Origin of the sequence: Cupriavidus pauculus (assembly GCF_008801835.1) — a bacterium.
Lineage (GTDB): Bacteria > Pseudomonadota > Gammaproteobacteria > Burkholderiales > Burkholderiaceae > Cupriavidus > Cupriavidus pauculus.
The window spans coordinates 89,829-109,457 of record NZ_VZOW01000013.1; the positions used below are offsets into that span (position 1 = coordinate 89,829).

Sequence of the window (19,629 nt, forward strand, 5' to 3'; positions counted from 1 at the left end):
GCTTGCCCGTTCAACCGGCGACCTGCCTGAAAGGGTCGAGCCCCAGGTCGATCAGACGTCTTTCGCGCACCACGATCTCGGCCGTGGCCGTCATGCCGTAACGCAGCGGATATTTGTTGCTGGCCACGCTGTAGTAGTCCTGCGCCAGCCGCACCCGGCCTTCGTAGACTGGTTGCTTATCCGGCCCCGACGGCTTGGTGGCCGGGGAGATGTATTCGAGCGTGCCGGCGATTAGCCCGTAGCGCTGGAACGGAAACGCGCTGAACTTGAGCTTGACCGGCAGGCCCTCGCGCAGAAACGCACGGTCGCGCTCGGCGATCTCGATGCGCAGCATCGGCCGTGCATCCTTCGGCGCGATGCCGCCCAGCGGTGCGTTCGCCTGCACTTTGTCGCCGCGCTGCGTCGACGTGACATCGGTGACCACGCCCGACACCGGCGCGAGGATCAGCAGGAAATTGTCCTTGTCGATGTTTTCGAACTTGATGCGCGCGGCGGCGTCGGCCACCAGCCGCGCAGTCTGCACCTGCAGACGCAGCTTGTCCTCGGTGCTGGTGATCTCGCGCATCGCGGCGTCGTACTGGATGCGCAGATTCGCCAGTTCCTGGCCGCTGCCTTCCAGTTGCGCGCTGGCCTGCGTGTACTCCTGCGCCAGCCGCGCGTCGAGTTCAGCCAGCCGCGATTGCGCCACGCGCAGATTGTTTTCGGCCTCCTGCGTGGCCGCACGCTTGGCTTCGACCTGCGATTGCGACACGCCGCCGCCAGCCGGCAGCGCAAACAGGCGTGCATAGCGATCCTGTTCCTGGCGCGCGAACTCGCGCGCACGGCGGGCGTTTTCGAGATTGCTGCGCGCCTCGGTCAGCTGCGCGCGCTGTTGTTCGGCCAGCCGCGTGGTGCCCTCGGCCATGCGGTTCTCGTGCAGGCGCGTGCCCAGTTCGATCTGCTGCCTCAGCGCCAACGCCTTGCGTTCCAGCAGTGCCTTGCGCTCCGGAAACTGCTTCCATTCGCGTTCCGCGTCCTCGAGCTTGAGCTGCGCCTGCAGCGCGTTGGCCGCCGCCTCGATCGCGCCGCGTGCATTGAGCCGCGCCACCACGTCGTCTTTGGAAACCGGCTGCCCTTCAGCCACGTAGAGATCGACCAGTTCGCCATCGACGGGCGCATAGAAGCGCCGCACCTCCGATTCCGGCACCAGCGTGCCCTGCGCGGCGACGATCACGTCGGCGTGCCCAAAGAAGGACCAGACCAGACCGCAAAGCATCAGCGCCGCCGTCACCACCACGGTCAGCAGGGTCAGCTTGCGCGGCTCGGCGCTCAGCAGCGCAATGCCTTCGGCGCTGTGATCCTCGAGCGCCTCGGTCAGCGGACGCAGCCGCGACCCGCCCGGTTCGCGCAGGTCGTCCTTCATGGCCCGCTCCCCGCGGGGACGTTCGCCGTGGCGCCAGTCGCCGGACCGCCCGCGCCCGCTGCGCCGGTTGTGGCAGCCGTCGCCTGGTTGCTGCCCTCGCCCAGCAGCGAGAGCTTCGCTTTCAATACCGCCGGATCCAGCACCATGCGCAGCTCGTTGAGCGCGCGGCGCTGGGCGTCGATTTCGGCCTGGATATCGTCGCGAATTCGCGTCCACTGCTCCGTGTCGTCAATCTTTAGTTGCGTGTAGATGCGCAGCCCCTGCCGCGCATCGTCCTGCGCATCGGCCAGCAGCTTTGCCTGGGCGCGGAACTTCGGCGAAATCGCCGCTTCCAGCCGCTGCTCGCTTGAGATCAGACCGTTGTTGCGATACTGCCGCCAGTTCGTCGCGGCGCGGTTGAGCAGCGTGTTGGCGTGCCGCAGGGCGCCTTCGCGAATGGTCTCGACATTGGCCTCGACCGCTCGGGTGAAGAACGCGTCGGCGTGAGGATCGAGCGATGCGTAGAGCGCAAGCAACTGCTCGTCGTACCCCGCGCTGCCGCGCGCGTTCGACACGGCGGCGAACTGCCGGGCCACCTGTTCGCGACGCGCCGCGTCCCTGGCGATATCGGCGGCCCACGGGCCGGTTTTGATCGACCTGAGCGCAGCGACGGCCGTCGTGCTGTCACCCTGCTCCCACGCTTTTTCAGCCTTTGCGTATTGCGCCAGCACATCGTCGCCGGGCAGGCGCGGCCGCAGCGCCTGATAGGCGGCCTGGAACGGCGGCGTCGACAGGTTTGCCGTGCGCATGTGCGCCACCAGCGCGGCGGGCGCGCGCTCACGCAGCGCCTGCATGATCGCCGTGTATTGCTTCAGGTCGGCCGAAACCCGATCGAGCCCGGCCAGACGCGGATATTTGTCCTGGTATTCGGCCAGCATCGCCTGCAGTGCTTCGGGCTGATCGCGCGCCAGTTCTGTCGCGATGGCGGTGTTGAGCCGGTCGATCGCGGCCAGATAGACCGAATCGTCGTTCTGCAGGCGGCGCAGGTCGCTCAATGCACGCGCGTACGTGTCGCGGAACGGCGGCACATCGGTGGCGATGCGTCCGAGCAGGCGCTGATGCGCGGCGGTATCGTCGCCCCACTGCCGTAGCAGGTCGCGAATCTTCGCCTCGTCCGTGTACAGCCGGATCGGCGCATCGATCCCGCCGCGGCCCACCACGAAACGCTCGAGGTCGCCCACCCAGGCCAGTTGCCGGATCAATGCCTGCCCCTCGCGGTTATGCTGGCTGCGCGCACGCATCTGGCCGAGCACGGCGTCGGCGCCAGCGAAATCGTTGGCCTGCAGCCGGGCGGACCACGCCGGCACGAAGCCGCGCATCAGCGCCTCGGCGCCCAGCGCCTGGTATTGCGCGTTGTCGGGATGCACGGCCAGCACCTTGTCCGTCGCCTCGGCGGCCCGCGCGTATTCGCCGCTTTCGATCAAGGCGTGGAGCGTGCGGTCCGGCGCGCCACGCCACCAGATGTACGTGCCACCGACCACGATCACCGAGATGGCCAGGACCGCAATGCGCGCGGCGCGTTCCAGCTGATGGCGGTCACGGATGCCGAAGCGGCGCAACGCCTCGACGATCATCATGGCTACCCGCCCGCGCTTCGGCTGCGGATGCGCCGCGTGATCGCCGACATCGGGCAGCGCCTCGGGATTGACTTCGTCTTCCTGCGCAGCGCGATAGTCCACACAGAAAATATCGAGAAACGAATCGGGCGCGCCAACGAACGTGGTCTTGTCCGGATCGACATCGGGCGGCACCCCGGCCGCGCCGTCGCCCCGCGCCGGCTCGGCAGGCGCCAGGAACGACGTGCGCGTGGCCGTGGCGTCGGCATCCGCCTCGTGCTCCACGGTCACGCGATAGACAAAGTGGCTGCCGCCAAACGCCACCACGTCGCCCGATTCCAGCCGGATCGATTGGTCGCGCAGCCGTACGCCGTTGACGAACGTGCCATTGGTACTGCCCAGATCCTCGACCCACGGCACGCCATGCTTGAGGTAAACATGGGCGTGACGGCGCGACAGATAGTTCACCTGGTGCGGATAGTCGCTGCGATAGCGCGCGAAGGTCTCGTCGGTCTTGTTGACCATAAACGGAAAACGCGCGATGACGACCGGCTGCAGGCCGAGATCGTCGCGCACCGGCGTCAGCGTGACCGCGACGCGCGGCGGCTCCGGCGCGGGCGGGCGCGGATAGAGCCTGACGCGGTACGACAGCCCCGCGCCAAAGTTGAGCTCGTCGCCATCGCGCAACAACGCCGGCTGCTGCGCCACGGTGTCGCCATTCACGCGCGTGCCGTTCTTGCTGCCCAGATCGGCAACATAGACCGAACCGTCCTCGGAGAAGATCCGCGCGTGACGACGCGATAGCACCGACACGGCTTCCGATGGATAGGCAGCGAACGGCGCCTCGCCGCGTCCGATCGCGAACAGGTCGTCGCCGATGCGGATTTCGCCAAGCTCGGGGCGCGACACTGGCATCAGCAGGACATCGAACAACTGGCCCGCTGGCTGCGCCATGACCGGCATATCCATGAAGGGGGCATCGTCGCGCGTCATGTTTCACCAGAACCAACAGTGGGGCCTGTGGCGCGCAACCGCGCATCGCCAGTGTTGCGTGCGCGAGGGCGCGGCGCGAAGACGGGCAAGGGGCGGCAGGTCACGGGTAGAAACATAGTAGGCCACGCGTAAGGGGAGTCAATGCGCTGCGCCGCAGCGTTGCTGCGTGCGTACGGCGCAGGCGGGTTTCAACGTTGAAACGTTTTGCGCGCCGTTGCGGCTAACGCGCCGCCTTGCGCGGCTCCGGATTGCCCGAGCGCGTTGCATCGGCAGCGGGCATGGCGGTGTCGGCCATCGCGTTTGGCGCGCCGTGACGGACATCGACCTCGGACCATCCACCGCCCAGCGCCTTGTAGAGCGTGACGGTATCGGTCAGGATTTGTTGGTGCACGGCCAACAACGCCTGTTGCGCGGTCAGCAGCGAGCGTTCGGATTCGAACACTTCCAGTTGCGACGCAATGCCTTCGCGCGCCTGCGCCTCGATCTGCGCGCCCACCACGCGCAACTGATCGACCTGCTGCTGCAACTCGATGCGCTGCTTCTTGTGCGCATCGACATTGACCAACGCACTCTCCACTTCCTCGAAGGCGGTCATCACAGTGCGCCCGTATTCGTTCTCGACCACGCCGACGTTGGCTTCCGTGGTCTTCACACGCGCCCGTACGCTGGGATCGAGCATCGGCAGGTTGATGCTCGGCATGAAGCCGAACGTGAACGATTTCATCAGGTCCGACAACGCGAAACTGGCGGTGCCGCCGCGCGCGGTGAGGCTGATGCTGGGCAGCTGCGCCAGACGCGCCTGGCCGACGAGGTCATAGGCCGCCAGCACGCGGTATTCGGCCGCGACGATATCGGGCCGGCGCGCCAACAGTTGCGACGGCAGGCCTGCCGGCACCACCGGCAACTTCACGCGCTGCTGCAGGCGTCCCGGCGGCACCTTGAGTTCGCCAGCCGGCACGCCGACCAGCGTAGCCAGCGCGTTTTCCGCCACATCGCGCGATCTGCGCAGTTCGATCAGGTCCTTCGTCAGGCGATTGATTTCCGCCTGCTGCTGCATCACGCGGATCTGCGGCAGCAGGCCGTTGGCCAGCATCGCCTTGTAGGTGGTCAGGATGTCGTTGTTGCGCGCCAGCGTATGGCGCTGCTGGTCGATCTGTTCGTCGAGCAGCAGGATCGTGAAGTACGTGATCGATACATCGGACGCCAGCGAGAGGTAGCCGGCGCGCCAGTCGGCTTCGGTGGCGCGGAATTCGGCGGTCTGCGCCTGCACGCCCTTTTCGACCTTGCCCCAGATGTCGATGTCCCAGTTGACCGTGGCGCCGAGGTTATAGGTGCGAGAAACCGCCTGCCCCGTGGTCTTGGACACATCGAGCCCCGCGCCGACATCGAACACCGGCAGCGCGCCCGCGCGCACCTCGGCGATCTGTGCGTTGGCCACGCGAATGCGTGCGGCAAGCACCTTGATGTCGTAATTGCCGCTCATCGCCTTGGCCACCAGTTGGTCCAGATACGGATCGCCAAAGCCTTGCCACCAGTTGGGCACGATGGTTTCGCCGGGCGACACGCTCACCGACTCGTTGCGCGTCCACGCCGCCTTTGCCGGGGTATCGGGACGCTTGTATTCGGGTGGTCGAAAATCGGCGCAACCGGCCAGCATCGACACGCAGATGACAGCGCCAAGCCACGGCGGCATACGGCGCGAAGTGAGGGCGGAATCAGTCACGATGGCTTCCTGCGCGAAACGCCAGCGGACCGTGGCAGCACGTCCTGGCATTCGATCTGTATTGTGGTGCGGCGGCGCGTGGACGCCAAGCCCGGCACGCGCGCGCAACCGAAATCGCGGACAAAAAAATGCCGGGGCGGAGGTGTCCCCGGCGACAAGCTCCCCGAGCGGCATACGGCGTCGCGCGTGATGCGATAGCGACGGACGCCGTTGCCGCGCTCTGTGTTCAGTAGGCGTTGTTCCGCGCGCTCTGGTTGGTGTACACGTTGTTGGTCATGTGATCCTGGAACGCCGAGCCGTTGGCGAAGTAGTTTTCCACTTGCTGCATTTGCTGGTTCGATTGCGTGATCGTCTTGTGCGAGTCGAACGACAGGCTCACCGGCGTGAAGATCGAGGTGCGCGGCGCAAACACCGCCAGGCCGCCGCGTACGGACTTCAGCGTCGTGGCGTCGAGGGTTTCGGTCGAGGACAGGTCCTTGATGGTCAGCGTGGTCATGTCAGTCTCCTTGGGAGGAAGGGTGAAGCGGTTAGGTGATGAGCATCGGGTTGGTGTCGCGCTCGATATCCCTATCGCAGCAAGCGTGCCAGCGTCGTAACCAACCGCTGCCAGAACGCGCAATCCGTTGCGGCGCAAGGCATTGCAGCGAAATCCCAACGCACCGCGCGTCGGCACGGCGCGGCGAGGTGTTGGATGCTGGCGTACAGCTGGCGCGTTGTTCTGTCGGTCCCACGGCAACACTCAAAAAAAACGGCGCGCATCGCTGCGCGCCGTGCCGGAGACTGGCGGACCGCCCCGCCATTTTTGCTCCGAGTCCGCATCGTGACGTATCACCTGGCCACCGCCTTTCACCTTACGTAAATGGTGATTTTCTTCGAATAAATCGGAGGATTGGTTGGCATGTGCTTCTCGTCGCCCATCAGCAGTTGCAGCGTGTGCTTGCCGGGCGGCAGTTCGATCGTGGTTTCCGTTTCGCCCGCGCCGAAGTGCAGGTGGTTGCGGTCGTTCGGAATTTCCTTGTCCAGCGGCGGCAAGTCCGTATCGATCAGCAGATGGTGGTGGCCCGTATTCGGAAACTTGACGTCCTTGGGCGCCACACCCATGTTGCGCAGGCCGAACCACACCTTGATCGGCTTGCCGGCCGGCAGCGTCTGATTGTTGTTCGGATAGCCGATGTACAGATAGGCGTTCTTCGGCGCGGGCGTGGGACCGCTGGCCGCGCTGGCAGCGGGCGCCGACGCATCCGCGCCGCGCGCAACGCCGAAGTGGAGCATGGCCGCCGCAAACAGCAGCAGCGTCACCACGGAGACTGGCTTGGACATGGCTTCTCTCCCGCTCACGCTGATGCGCTAGCGCACGGTGATGGTGATCTTCTTCGAGTAAATCGGCGGATCGAACGGCACGTGCTTGCTGTCGCCCAGCAGCAGTTGCAGCGTGTGCTTGCCGGGCGGAAGTTCGATGCGCGCATCGGTTTCACCGGCACCAAAGTGCAGGTGATTGCGATCGTTCGGGATTTCCTTGTCCGGCGGCGGCAGGTCGGTGTCGATCAGTAGATGGTGGTGCCCGCAATTGGATCGCTCGACGCCCTTGGGACACACGCCCATGCCTTTGAGGCCCATGCGCACCCAGAGCTTGCCGCCATCGATCACGGCGCCGTCGCCGGGCCAGATGATGTAGACCTCGGCGCCCTTGGGCGCGGGCGTCAGCGGAATGGCGAAGCTGGACCACGCGGCGAGCATTGCGCCCGCCAGCGCGCGGAGCAGGAATCGTCTGGACATGGCGGCTCCTCCCGGAGAACTGTCCGCTGCACACGGTTCCCCGCGCGATGAGCGGATTCTTGGTCGACGTTTTTTGATGCGCCCGGCGATGTGTCCTACAGCGTAGGTCGCCAGCGCTTAAAAAGCGAACTTTCGCGCCACAATCGCTGTGCTATTGTGAAACGGCCGGTACCACGTCACGGCAACTCCACACCGCGCTGCGCCGATCCGAAGGGGGCTGAATATGTGGCGGAAGATCATAGTCGTGTCGCTGCTGGGGATCGGCGCGCTGCACATCGGCGGCAGCGGCGTGCCGCGGCCGGGGCAGTGGCTCGTGTCGGCGGCGCACGCCGGCATCCTGCCCAAGAATAGCGACGAGCAATACGAACTCTCGTTCTGGGATTCGATCAAGAACAGCAGCGACGCGGGCGACTACGAGGCGTACCTGAAGCAATATCCGAATGGACGCTTCGCCGCGCTGGCCAAGGCGCGCGTGGAACGCCTGCGCGCCGCCGCACCGGCGTCCGCTCCGGTTGCGCGGCCCGAAACAAAGACCGACACGCGCACGGCATCGAAGGCGCCGGATGCATCCGCGCCGCGCGCCGCATCGACACCGTCGGCCACCGCTGCCGCGCCAGCGTCCCCATCGCCGGGCAACACCCCGCAACCGCGTTCGCGCGCTGGTGGCGCGATCTCGCAGGGCACGGTCACCTATGCGACCGAAGGCAAGGACGCGCCGCCATCGGCCAAGGCCGGGGGCGCCGAAGCGAAAGGCGTGGAAGCGCGCGATTGTCCGCAATGCCCGGCGATGATCAGCCTGAATCCCGGCAGCTTCACGATGGGCAGCAACACCAGCGATCCGGCCGAACGGCCGCCGCATCACGTCACGATTGCGCGCCCGTTCGCCATCGGCAAGTACGAGGTCACATCGGAACAATGGAACGCCTGCGTCGATGCCAACGCCTGCCCGCGCATCGCCACCAATTCGCCGGACGCCAAGACCGCACCCGCGCGCGACATCAGCTGGGACGACGCGCAACTGTACGTGGCATGGCTGTCCAAGACCACCGGCAAGACCTATCGCCTGCCGACCGAAGCCGAGTGGGAATACGCGGCGCGCGGCGGCACCGGCACGGCGTACTGGTGGGGCGACCGGATGGCGCGCGGCAACGCCAACTGCAAGGACTGCGGCGATCCGTGGAGCGATGCGGCGCCGGCCAATGTCGGCTCGTTCGCCGCCAATCCGTACGGGCTGCACGACATGAACGGCGGCGTGTGGGAATGGGTGGCCGATTGCTGGCACAGCTCGTACAAGAACGCGCCCACCGATGGCCGCGCGTGGGACGAGCCCACGTGTACCGCGCGCGTCATACGCGGCGGATCGTGGCGCGAAGGCGCGAGCTACATGGTGTCGTCCACGCGCTTCAAGTACAGCACCAGCGTGCGGCAATCGCAGAACGGCTTCCGCGTGGTGCGCGAAGCCAAATAGTCCAGATAGTCATTTCGCGCGCGTCGCAATCTGCACGAGGTCCGCGCTGATCTGTCCGCGGCCATACTTGCTGGCCATTTGCGCGAGCGGCTTTTCCAGCGCGTGCAGATAGTCCTGGCGCGATTCGAACTCGGGCCGGCGCGTGCCGAACAGTGGCGCCGGCGTAGTCAGCAGCACGACCAGTTCCGTGCCGAATGGCTTTGAGACAACCCAGTCGCCGCCATCGCCAATCGTCGCGGTGTAGCTGGCGGGCGCCTGATTGCCCTGCACGCGCGGGCTGGGCACCAGATGCGCCACCTTGCCATCGGCCACGAAGTAATCGACATAGACATACGACTCATGCGCAGGCGTGGTGATGTCCAGCACCAGCGGCGTACCCTCGGTCAACTGCGTGCCGCCGCGCGTGCGCAGTCTCGCGCCGGATTGTTCGCCCGCCTTGTGATTGCCCGACCAGTACGGCGCCACGGTCCGCACCACATCGCACTTGTCCTGCGACAGCGGCTGCGCGTCGAGCTTCAGCGCCTTGACGCCGGGCACCTTGAGAAGCTTGTCGCGCAGCCCCGCCAGCGCCGCTTCGGCCGCGTAGCCATCGACCTGCAGCGTATTGCCGTCGACACTGGCGGTCAGCAGCGCGCAGGGCGTGGCGGCCAGCACCTGCGCCACGGCTTCCGGCTTGAGCGGCACGTTGGAGGGCGGCGACGGCGCGGCGGCGGGCGCGGCCGGATTCGGTGCGGACGGCCCGTTCGATGCGCTCGATGCGGTCGACGTGGTCGATGCGTTCGATGCATCGCCGGCGGCGGGGCTGCGCCACAGATAGAAGCCGACGCCGGTGGCAATGGCCAGCAACGCCACGGCGCCGCCGACGATTACCGGCACATGCGCGCCGCCGCGCTGCGGCTCCGCGCCGAGCCCTGCCAGGAAGCGCGTGACGGTGGGCGTGCGCGTGGCGCGATCGAGCGAAAGCGCCTGACGCAAGACCTTCCACTGTCCGCGCGACAGCGACGACGGTGGCACGGGCTTCATATTCCTGGCGCGCGCCTCGGTCGACGCCATCCGGTCGTACGGATGCTTGCCGGTCAGGAGTTCGTAGGTGACGCACGCCAGCGCGTAGATGTCGTCGCGCGGATCGGGCTCGCGGTGTTCGAACATTTCCGGACTGGCGTAGGCCGGCGTCATGCCGCCGAGCGACCCGGGATCGAACACGGTCTGGTCCGCGTCGTCGGTGGGCTGCTGGAACCCGCGCGCGATGCCGAAATCGATCACCTTCACTTCGCCGCGATCGGTCAGGAACACATTGGCCGGCTTGAAATCGCAATGGACGAAGCCGCGCTCGTGCGCGTAGGCCAGCGCATTGCCCATGCCGATCACGATCGGCATCGCCTTCGCATACGGCAGCCCGGCAAAATCGGGCGCACGCAGCACGCGATTGAGCGACTTGCCGGACAGGTATTCCATGGTCAGGAAGACCGTCGGGCCGTCGCGGTCGAAGTCGTAGACCGTGACGATGTTCCGGTGCGCCAGCTGCTGCGCCTTGCGCGCCTCGCGCTGGAGGGCGATCAGCGATTTCGGATGACCGCTGAATTGCAGATTGAGCACCTTGATGGCGATATACGGCTTGCGGTCCGACGCTTCGAGCTTGCGCAGGTCGAGCGCCTTGTACACCGTGCCCATGCCGCCCACGCCAAGACATTCTTCGAGCACAAAGCGGCCGTTCAATGTATCGCCCACGCCCTTGGTGGGACCCGATGGCACATACCCGCCGGTGAAAAGCCCGCTCTGGCTGCCGGTGCCGGCCGTGTTGCCGCCCGGGCCAGATGACGGATCCGACGCGCCCGGTGCCGGGCGATCCGAGGGATCGGGTTCGATACGGGTTTCTTCGCTCAGCGCGTCGCGCCCCGCATGGCCGATCGCCTCGGTGGCGACATCGCCGCCCGGATCGAACTGCGTGGCCATGTGCGAATCGATGCGGTCCATGACTTCCGCGTACACGGCGGCAGGCAATGGAAAGCGCGTGTGTTCTTCAGTGAGCACGCGCGCAAACTGGGTGGAGTCGGTGCGATCGTCCTTGAGGGCCAGATCCACCGAGGCGAGGAATTCGTCGCGACTCAAATTGCCGCGCTGGAAATTCCGAATGAGTTCGGTCAGGCTGGGCATCCGGTGCATCCGACGAGTGATGGCACAACGGGCGGAACCGCCGCGTCACGGCATATTGCCTTCGATGGATACTAGTGCGCACTCCGGTCATCCGCAATGCCGCATCGATGCGCGCCACGCGCGCGAGCGTCGCCTCCGCGCAGACATCCCACCGCATTCTGTTGGCCCCACACCACCACTTCGCACCGCGCATCGCGCTCGGTGCGCATTGCGCTAAACCACCCCACGCACCGCAAACCCGCACGGCACAAGGCGTCCGCGTTTTTCGTCGGCGCGCGGACCGGCGCTGGCACGCTTGCTGCGATAGGGATACCGAGCGCGACACCAACCCGATGCTCATCACCCAACCCGCTTCACCCTTCCTCCCAAGGAGACTGACATGACCACGCTGACCATCAAGGACCTGTCCTCGACCGAAACCCTCGACGCCACGACGCTGAAGTCCGTGCGCGGCGGCATCGCCTTTCTGCCGATCACCACCGTGTACAGCCCGTTCAAGCTGTCGGTGGACAAGGTCACGACGATCAACCAGTCGAACCAGCAAATGCAGCAAGTGGAAAACTACTTTGGCAACGGCTCGGCGTTCCAGGACCACATGACCAACAACGTCTACACGAACCAGCACGCAGAGAACAACGTGTACGGCGCGAAGTAAGCCGCGCTCGCCGATATCCCGCATCGCCCCAACCGCATCACACCCGATTTGCCGCTAGGAGACTGCCATGAGCACCCTGACCATCCTCGACCTGACCACCACCGCCACCCTCGATCGCGCCGGCATGCAAGCCGTGCGCGGCGGACTCGGCATCATCGCCGCACCGTGGACCAGCGTATATGCACCGGTGAAGCTGTCGTTCGATTCGCACACCAAGATCGATCAGCAAAACCAGCAAATGCAGCAGGTGGGCAACTACTTCGCCAATGGGTCGGCTTTCCAGGACCATATGACCAACAACGCGTACACGAATCAGCACGCGCAGAACAACGCGTAATCGCGCACCCGATTCAGCTCGCCGAACCCGATGCGCGTCGCGCGCCGCACCGCGCGCCGCGCATGGCATCCGCACCCAGGAGACTCACCATGTCATCGATCATCGTCCGCGACCTTGCCGCCAGCAAGGACCTCGACCGCAAATCGCTGTGCGCCATCCGTGGCGGCACCGACTGGCTCAGCAAGGTCGGCAACACCGGCCCGCTGGCCAACGTGAACATCACGGTCAACCAGAGCGTGCAGCAGCTGCAGCAGGTGAACGTGGCCGCGTTCAACAACAACCGGATCATTGGCGCCAGTCTGGGCCACGTCCAGCTGGGCGTGAATCCGTCGCAATGGGGCGGCAACCTGGCGGTGGTCTGAGCGACGCACGCCGGGATGCGATGCCGCCTCTCGCACGCCACGCGGGAAACGGCATCGCTGCCTATACTGAAGCGGGCCCGCGCCTGCCCCGGCGCAGCCCGACCGGCGCCGTACCGGCCGGCCGAGGCAAGGCCCGCACGCCGGAGAACGCCATGGCATCCATCGTCATCAAGGATTTGTCCGAGAACGTCGACCTCGACCGCGAGGCCATGCTCGCCATCGTGGGCGGCGCAAGGCTGGCCGGCAGCTATCGCTGGCAAGCGTACCGAGGTTCGTCGCTGACACGGCTGATCCAGTATCCGCAGGGCTTTCCGGGTACATCACAGGCTGCAGGGCAGGAACGGGCGAGCCGGCCAACCCGCGAGTGATCCGCATCGCTCGCGTGACAATGGCCGGTCATTACAGCAAGGCCGCAAAGAAAAAGCCCGCCAGATCATTGGCGGGCTTTGGTTGCGGACGGGCCCGGACTTCCTGGATCTGCATCGCCGGCAAATTCCGGTCATTGCTTTGCCAAGCAGGTTTCCCTTGGATTCCGCCCATGACGCGGACGCCCATCCGGACCACCCGGACAGTCGGAGGAAATCTGGCAGTGGCGTCCAATGACCGCAATGCCGGAAAAGAGCGGCAAGCCATCCTTGCCGAAGGAAGGATCGGCGGGACGTTGATCGTCCGCCCCGTACGGGCGCGAAGCCCGTGGTCTGGAGTATAGGCAGGGACCTCCGACAATCAAGCGACGGCCCAGGCGCTTTCCGCTTGCCTTCCCCTTACATCCGATTACGTTTGCGCCCATTTCGCGGTGCAGCAAATTCCTAAGGGTTCTGCTATACTGCGCGCCGTGAGTTTCGCACTGTGAGTTCCGCACCGCGCCCGGCATCCACGCCATGGCGCATCCGCATACCTCCCAAGCTCTGCTCCCTGCCTCTGTCATCACACGATGTTTCCGACAGGTGCCTGGCCAGAACGCACCGCTCACCTGACGTAGCCTCGTCTCCGATCCTGATGAACAGCCTGTAGTCATTTGCGCTGTTTGCCTGCCAGGGATTTTCGGTTGGTCGCACCAATAACCAGCCGCCCCCCTGCCTGCCGCCGTATTGCCAGCTGAGTCTGTCGTACGGCCTACCGATTGGCGCCGAAGCCTTTTTAAAGACTTTGCACTGCGCCCACCCCTTCGCGCATATCTGCCCTGGGGTGCCATGCATTTTTATTTCGCACGACGACATGACCCAGCACGAAGAATTCCGTGCGGAGCAGCCTTTTGCTTCCGCCACTGACGCCACCGCCACGACCGCCGCTGCCGTGAGCCCGCTCGACAAGCTCGACGCGCTGCTCCACGCCGATGAAGCGCCGGCAGCCGCCGCGGCCCCGGCGCCAGAAAACGGCTTCGCCAAACTTGGCCTGGACGCCGCCATCCTGCGCGCCCTGGCCGAAGCCAACTACAACACCCCGACGCCGGTTCAGGCGCAAGCCATCCCGGCCTTCCTGGCCCGCCGCGACCTGCTGGTGTCGAGCCAGACCGGCTCGGGCAAGACCGCCGCTTTCATGCTGCCCGCGATCCAGCGCATCAGCGAAAAGCCGCCTACCCAGCGCCCGACCGAACCGGCCAAGCGCATGAAGGGCAAGCGCCCCCGCCCGGCCGCCGCGCAGCCGGCGCTGCTGGTGCTGACGCCGACGCGCGAATTGGCCCTGCAGGTGACCGAAGCGGCCGCCAAGTACGGCCGCCATCTGCGCCGCATCGTGTGCGCCAGCATCCTGGGCGGCATGCCCTATCCGAAGCAGCTCGCCATGCTGTCGCGCATGCCGGACATCCTGGTCGCCACGCCGGGCCGCCTGCTCGATCACATCGAAGCCGGCCGGATCGATTTGTCGGCGCTGGACATGCTGGTGTTCGACGAAGCCGACCGCATGCTCGACATGGGCTTTGCCGATGACATCGACGCCATCGTCGCCGCCACGCCGGCATCGCGCCAGACGCTGATGTTCTCGGCCACGCTCGACGCGCGCATCGGCCAGCTGGCCTCGCGTCAGCTGCGCGATCCGCAACGCATCGAGATCGCCGCGGCCCACGCCGACCACAGCAACATCGAACAGCGCCTGCACTTCACCGACGACATGTCGCACAAGGAGCGCCTGCTCGACCACCTGCTGCGCGATTCGTCGCTCAAGCAGGCCATCGTGTTCACGGCCACCAAGCGCGATGCCGATTCGCTGGCCGAACGCCTGTCGGACACCGGCTTCGCTGCCGGCGCACTGCACGGCGACATGACCCAGGGCGCGCGCAATCGCACGCTGACGGCGCTGCGCCGCGGCAACCTGCGCGTGCTGGTGGCCACCGACGTCGCCGCGCGCGGCATCGATGTGCCCGATATCACGCACGTGGTGAACTTCGACCTGCCCAAGCAGGCGGAAGACTACGTGCACCGTATCGGCCGTACCGGTCGTGCCGGCCGCTCGGGCATCGCCATCAACCTGGTGAACCATGGCGACATGTTCCAGTGGCGGCGTATCGAGCGCTTTACCAACCATCGCATCGACGCATCGGTGATCGAAGGCCTGGAGCCGCGTCGTTCGCCCAAGCCGCGTTCGAATTTCGGCGGCAAGCCGGGCGGCGGCCGTGACGGCTTCCGTGGCAACGGCAATGGCGGCGGCTATCGCGGCAGCAACGGCGGCGGCGGCGGATACCGCGGCAATCGCGAAGGCGGCGAGCGCAGCTTTGGCGACCGTAGCGCCGGCGGCGGCGAACGCAAGTTCGGCGACGGCAATCGCGGCGGCTTTGGCGATCGCAGCGCCCCGCGCCCGTTTGGCGATGCCAATCGTGGCTTCGGCGACCGTGGCGAGCAACGCGGCTTCGGCGATCGCGGCAACGGCGGCTATCGTGGCCAGGGTCAGGGTCAAGGCCAGCAGCGCAGCTTCGGTGACCGCAACGTCGGCGCCGAACAGCGTTCGTATGGCAACCGTGACTTCGCCCAGCGTGACGCAGCCGCACCGCGCGGCTTCGGCAATCGCGACGGTGCACCGCGCGACGGCAATCGTGGCGGCTTTGGCGGCGAACGCAGCTTTGGCGACCGCGGCGGCTTCGGCGGCCAGCGCAACAGCCGTTCGCGCTACGACCGTTAAGCGAATGCGCTGAAACTTTGGCGCGGACGTAAAAAAATGGCACCTTCGGGTGCCATTTCTGTTTGTTTCGCCGGTCACGCCTGCGAGCATCGTCGCCGATGACTTGGCGCGGCGCTGGCCGTCGCCCGAGCATCGTCTCACGCGCGCCCAATCGGCCCGCGCATCACTGATCGCCCGCTTGGAAGCCTCGCCTCAACCTCACACGGCGCAGCTGCGGAAGCCGACGAACGACACGTCGTCCTCGGGCAGCAGCGCGGCGCGTGCGCGCACATGGCGCAGGCGCGCGGGGCTGGCGAACGACACCGCGCGCACCGCCTGGTGCGTGCCGAAGCGGCCGACGATATCGACGTCGGTCGGCTCGGCGGCGAAACCGAGATACGGCTCGTACGGAGTGGCGGTCCACTCGCGCAGCGCACCCCATTGCAGTCCGCGATTCTGCGTCGCGGCCAACTCCCATTCCACTTCCTGCGGCAGGCGGCGACCGGCCCAGACGCACCACGCCTGCGCCTCGAACAGCGTAACGTGACGCACCGGTTCGTCGGGATTGAGCGTGCGCTGCGCGCCAAAGCGCGACACCACCCAACTGCGCGTGACGGCGTGGCGCGACCAGTAGCGCGGCGCCGACCGTTCCTGCGTCATCAGCCATTGGCGGCCTGCCGTGGACCAGTACGAGGGATGCTCATAGCCCCGGTCCTCGACGAATTCCAGAAACTGCGCATTGGTCACCAGCGATGCGTCCATTTCGAACGCCGGGACATAGACCTTCTGCGCGGGGAATTCATCGGGCCATGCAAAACCGTCCGGTTCGCTCCATCCCTGCGTGAAATTGCCACCCGGAAAATGCAGCGTGCCCGCCGACACGGCCGAGACCGACGGGGCGATCGATGCGGGCTCGACCGGCGCCAGATCCAGCGCCTGCAAAAGCGCGGCGATGGTTTCGCCTTGCGCATCCTCGTGCAGCAATGCGCGCCGGAACGGATACAGCGTGGCATCTTCGTCGTCGGGCAGCAGCGCGATGCGGCGCAGCAAGCCGTCGAGCACTTGCGTGGCGTACTGCTTCACGCGAGCCACATCGGGCAATGCGATTTCCCAGCGCTCGTCGGGACCGATGCGATCGGGATCGAACCATTCGTCGGCGCCGTCGAGCAGCGACGGCTCGCTGGCCACCGGCAGGCGGACGCCGCCCTGCTCCAGGTGGCGCACGCCGCGCAAACACCACCATTCGGCGTGCCAGGCGACATGCCCGAGCGTCCACAGCGGCGGGTTGCAATCGTACTGGCGCGGCACGGTCCAGCCCTTGCGGGTCTGGCCGAAGGCGCCCAGCCATGCCAGGGTGCGATTGCGCGACTCCACCAACGCCTGCGCCAGTCCCTCGCGCGGCAACCGGCGTGCGTCGGGCCAGGCCGCCTTGCCGCCGGTAAAGTGAAGATCGGGAAGCATCGAGAAGCCGCTCATCGAAGGGTCCTGACAGAGGAATGGAAAGACAGGGGACGCGCAGAAGGCGCCCACCGGCTGCGCGCATTATGACACTCGCACGCCGAAGGCTCCGGCACGTCCCCTTATCCCCTGATGGCGCCGCGGCTTTGCCGCTAGGCGCGCGCGTGGAACACCGCGAACCAGCCGTTCGGATCGGTCCAGCTGACCGGATCGCTGAAGCCGGCCGCCTCGAGCAGCATGGCGAAATCGTCGGGGCGATATTTGTGCGAATCCTCGGTGTGGATCGTGTCGCCCGCGGCGAAGCGGCGTTCGCCGCCGGGCCAGCGCACCTGCACGTCGCGCGCGGCCTGCAGATGCATCTGGATGCGCGACGCCTGGGCGTCGAACGACGCCGCATGACGCCAGTCTTCGAGCGCGAAATCGCTGCCGACGATGCGGTTCACGTTGCGCAGCACGTTGCGGTTGAACGCCGCCGTCACGCCCAGCGCATCGTCATAGGCAGCCACCAGCGTGTCGGCGTCCTTGAACAGATCGACACCGATCAGCACGCCGTCGCCACGCCCGGCCGCTGCGCGCAGCCGCTGCAGCAGCGCCAGCGCGTCGATCGGCGCGAAATTGCCGATGCTCGATCCCGGATAGAAGAACAGCCGCCGCCCGCGCCGGACGCTGGTCGGCAAATCGAGCGTGCCGCACAGATCTGCGCCAAGCCCCAGCATGGGGATCTGCGGATTCTGCTGCTGCAGGCTGGAAAGCGTGCCGCGCAGGAATTCGACGGAGATATCGACCGCCACGTATTGCGCCGGCTGCAGGGTCGGGAACAGGCGCGCGGCTTTTTCGCAATTGCCGGCGCCGAGGTCGATCAGCACGCAGCCGCTGCCCGCGCGCGCGGCGATGGCGGGCGCGGCGGCGGCGAAGATCGACGCTTCGGTGCGGGTCGGGTAGTACTCGGGCAGGTCGGTGATCGCCTCGAACAGGCGCGAGCCGAGCACGTCGTAGAAGAATTTCGGACTGATGCTGGCCTGTTGGCGACTCAGGCCAGCAACGGTTTCGGCGCGCATGGCGCCGCTGTCTTCCCGGTACTGCTGGACGAATTCCGGCTGCGGCACGGCGCCGTGGCGCGCGGGGCCGTTGCCGACGACGATGCGCGCGGCCGCTTCAGCCGCTTCGGCGGTGCGGTCGTCGGCCGGATGGTGATTGTTGTGATTGTGGTTGTGGTGGTTGGCGGAGGCCTGGGGGCGGGACTGATTCAGCGGTGTCTTATTGGGCGTCGTAAGGGCCGACATGACGTTTCCTTGTTTTGTCGATGGGCACTACGGTGAATCCCTCTCAAAATCCGCGGCCGACGGAGCGGGCGGCTGGGCCGGGACATACGCCTGTTCAGTCTGACGCACATCTGCCGAACCAATCCACATAGCATAGGTGCATATGCTTATGCGCGTCTGATGCGTTGCATCACTTTACAAACACTGACCCTCTCATGACTCATGTTGCATACATGCGAAAATGGCACCGGCGGCGCGACATTTTTCTCGTAATTCCCTTATAATCGCGTCCTACGTGCTCGCGGGTAATGACAATTCCCGCGGCCCGTTCCCTTCCAGAGAGGGAAGTAAAAGGGGAGTAGCTTGGGGGCCCATGCCCTTAGCACAATCGTCATTCCGAAGCGCGACCCGCTTCCGGTTGTGCTGACCCTGGCGCGCATTCCGCACCAGTCCGTCGAGCAAGACCTTTGCAACCTGGCATTTACGGTTTGCAAAGGCGGCCCCGCACTTCCGGCGCTCCGTAAATCCCAGGTGTCAAAACAACTTGCTGGCCAGAGCGGCCCGCAGCTATTGCACATTTGAGGAGCCTACATGGAGTGGTTTACCGATCTGTTCACGATGCAATTCCTGACGGCATTGCTGTCGATCGTGGTTATCGACCTGGTGCTGGCTGGCGATAACGCCATCGTGATCGCCCTGGCGGCGCGCAACCTGCCGCCCCATCTGCAGAAAAAAGCCATCGTCTGGGGTACCGTCGGCGCCGTGGTGGTCCGCTCGGCCATGACCATTGGCGTGGTGTGGCTGCTCAAGATTCCGGGGCTGCTGCTGGTGGGCGGTCTGGCACTGGTGTGGATCGCGTACAAGCTGCTGGCTGCCGATGACGATGGCGGCGAGCACGGTGCGGGTGCGGCCACGCTGATGGGCGCGATGAAGACGATCATCATCGCCGACGCGGTGATGGGCGTGGACAACGTGCTGGCCGTGGCCGGAGCCGCGCATGGCAGCTTCCTGCTGGTGGTGCTGGGCCTGCTGATCAGCATCCCGATCGTGGTGTGGGGCTCCAGCCTGGTGCTCAAGCTGATGACGCGCTTCCCGGCCATCATCTATGTGGGCGCCGGCGTGCTGGCGTTCACGGCCGTGAAGATGATCCTGGGCGAGCCGATCACGAAGGCGTTCTTCGAGGCGCAGCCGGCCATCAAGTGGGGCCTGTACCTGGTGATCGTCGGCGGCGTGCTGGGCGCTGGTTACCTGACGCAGAAGCGTCGCGATAATCGCGGAACCGGCGAAAAGCCCGTGCAGAGCCACTGATCCGGCTCCGCTGAAATGAAACTGGCCGCCCTTGGGCGGCCAG

The 19,629-nt window shown here is 66.0% G+C and carries 16 protein-coding genes; 7 read left to right on the forward strand and 9 right to left on the reverse strand.

Annotated features, from left to right (window positions below; all coding sequences use genetic code 11):
* Positions 1–10: 10 nt before the first annotated feature.
* From F7R19_RS15410 to F7R19_RS15435, 6 genes are all read right to left on the reverse strand, one after another.
* Positions 11–1,402: an HlyD family secretion protein gene (locus F7R19_RS15410; protein ID WP_150981151.1), complete on the reverse strand. Its 1,392-nt coding sequence runs from the start codon at positions 1,400–1,402 to the stop codon at positions 11–13.
* Complete coding sequence (locus tag F7R19_RS15415; RefSeq protein ID WP_150981152.1) at positions 1,399–3,990, reverse strand: FHA domain-containing protein; 2,592 nt, start codon at positions 3,988–3,990, stop codon at positions 1,399–1,401. The genes F7R19_RS15410 and F7R19_RS15415 overlap by 4 nt, the downstream gene beginning before the upstream one ends.
* 220 nt (positions 3,991–4,210) lie before the next feature.
* Positions 4,211–5,683: an efflux transporter outer membrane subunit gene (locus tag F7R19_RS15420; RefSeq protein WP_150981178.1), complete on the reverse strand. Its 1,473-nt coding sequence runs from the start codon at positions 5,681–5,683 to the stop codon at positions 4,211–4,213.
* A 256-nt stretch (positions 5,684–5,939) separates the two neighbouring features.
* On the reverse strand, positions 5,940–6,209 hold the full coding sequence (locus tag F7R19_RS15425; protein ID WP_061960215.1) for a hypothetical protein: 270 nt from the start codon (positions 6,207–6,209) through the stop codon (positions 5,940–5,942).
* A gap of 350 nt (positions 6,210–6,559) precedes the next feature.
* Positions 6,560–6,985, reverse strand: a complete 426-nt coding sequence (locus tag F7R19_RS15430; RefSeq protein WP_150981179.1) for a DUF4399 domain-containing protein — start codon at positions 6,983–6,985, stop codon at positions 6,560–6,562.
* A gap of 75 nt (positions 6,986–7,060) precedes the next feature.
* Complete coding sequence (locus F7R19_RS15435) at positions 7,061–7,489, reverse strand: DUF4399 domain-containing protein (RefSeq protein ID WP_150981153.1); 429 nt, start codon at positions 7,487–7,489, stop codon at positions 7,061–7,063.
* A gap of 223 nt (positions 7,490–7,712) precedes the next feature.
* Here F7R19_RS15435 and F7R19_RS15440 point away from each other — a divergent pair, with 223 nt between their 5' ends.
* Positions 7,713–8,957 carry a formylglycine-generating enzyme family protein gene (locus tag F7R19_RS15440; protein WP_150981154.1) on the forward strand — a complete coding sequence of 415 codons (1,245 nt, stop codon included), beginning with the start codon at positions 7,713–7,715 and terminating at the stop codon, positions 8,955–8,957.
* A 9-nt stretch (positions 8,958–8,966) separates the two neighbouring features.
* Here the strand turns inward: F7R19_RS15440 and F7R19_RS15445 are convergent, their stop codons facing one another.
* Positions 8,967–11,111 carry a serine/threonine protein kinase gene (locus tag F7R19_RS15445; protein ID WP_150981155.1) on the reverse strand — a complete coding sequence of 715 codons (2,145 nt, stop codon included), beginning with the start codon at positions 11,109–11,111 and terminating at the stop codon, positions 8,967–8,969.
* A 379-nt stretch (positions 11,112–11,490) separates the two neighbouring features.
* On the opposite strand from F7R19_RS15445, the gene F7R19_RS15450 reads away from it, so the two are divergent.
* The 5 genes from F7R19_RS15450 to F7R19_RS15475 all read left to right on the forward strand — a co-directional run bounded on the left by F7R19_RS15450 (position 11,491) and on the right by F7R19_RS15475 (position 15,579).
* The gene (locus F7R19_RS15450) at positions 11,491–11,766 is read left to right on the forward strand and encodes a hypothetical protein (protein ID WP_061958958.1); all 276 of its coding nucleotides are present in this window, start codon (positions 11,491–11,493) and stop codon (positions 11,764–11,766) included.
* A 67-nt stretch (positions 11,767–11,833) separates the two neighbouring features.
* Complete coding sequence (locus F7R19_RS15455) at positions 11,834–12,103, forward strand: hypothetical protein (protein ID WP_150981156.1); 270 nt, start codon at positions 11,834–11,836, stop codon at positions 12,101–12,103.
* Positions 12,104–12,192: 89 nt separating this feature from the next.
* Positions 12,193–12,465 carry a hypothetical protein gene (locus tag F7R19_RS15460; RefSeq protein WP_061958956.1) on the forward strand — a complete coding sequence of 91 codons (273 nt, stop codon included), beginning with the start codon at positions 12,193–12,195 and terminating at the stop codon, positions 12,463–12,465.
* A 152-nt stretch (positions 12,466–12,617) separates the two neighbouring features.
* A complete protein-coding gene (locus tag F7R19_RS15465) occupies positions 12,618–12,833 on the forward strand; it encodes a hypothetical protein (protein ID WP_150981157.1) in 216 nt (71 codons plus the stop codon).
* Positions 12,834–13,683: 850 nt separating this feature from the next.
* Positions 13,684–15,579 carry a DEAD/DEAH box helicase gene (locus tag F7R19_RS15475; protein ID WP_061958955.1) on the forward strand — a complete coding sequence of 632 codons (1,896 nt, stop codon included), beginning with the start codon at positions 13,684–13,686 and terminating at the stop codon, positions 15,577–15,579.
* A gap of 198 nt (positions 15,580–15,777) precedes the next feature.
* Here the strand turns inward: F7R19_RS15475 and F7R19_RS15480 are convergent, their stop codons facing one another.
* Together F7R19_RS15480 and egtD are read right to left on the reverse strand one after the other, a co-directional pair.
* A complete protein-coding gene (locus F7R19_RS15480) occupies positions 15,778–17,034 on the reverse strand; it encodes an SUMF1/EgtB/PvdO family nonheme iron enzyme (RefSeq protein WP_150981158.1) in 1,257 nt (418 codons plus the stop codon).
* A gap of 134 nt (positions 17,035–17,168) precedes the next feature.
* Positions 17,169–18,299 carry an L-histidine N(alpha)-methyltransferase gene (gene egtD, locus F7R19_RS15485; protein WP_150981159.1) on the reverse strand — a complete coding sequence of 377 codons (1,131 nt, stop codon included), beginning with the start codon at positions 18,297–18,299 and terminating at the stop codon, positions 17,169–17,171.
* 570 nt (positions 18,300–18,869) lie between these two features.
* On the opposite strand from egtD, the gene F7R19_RS15490 reads away from it, so the two are divergent.
* Positions 18,870–19,586 (forward strand): TerC family protein, encoded by a 717-nt coding sequence (locus F7R19_RS15490; RefSeq protein WP_061958952.1) that lies wholly within the window; start codon positions 18,870–18,872, stop codon positions 19,584–19,586.
* The last annotated feature ends 43 nt before the right edge of the window (positions 19,587–19,629 follow it).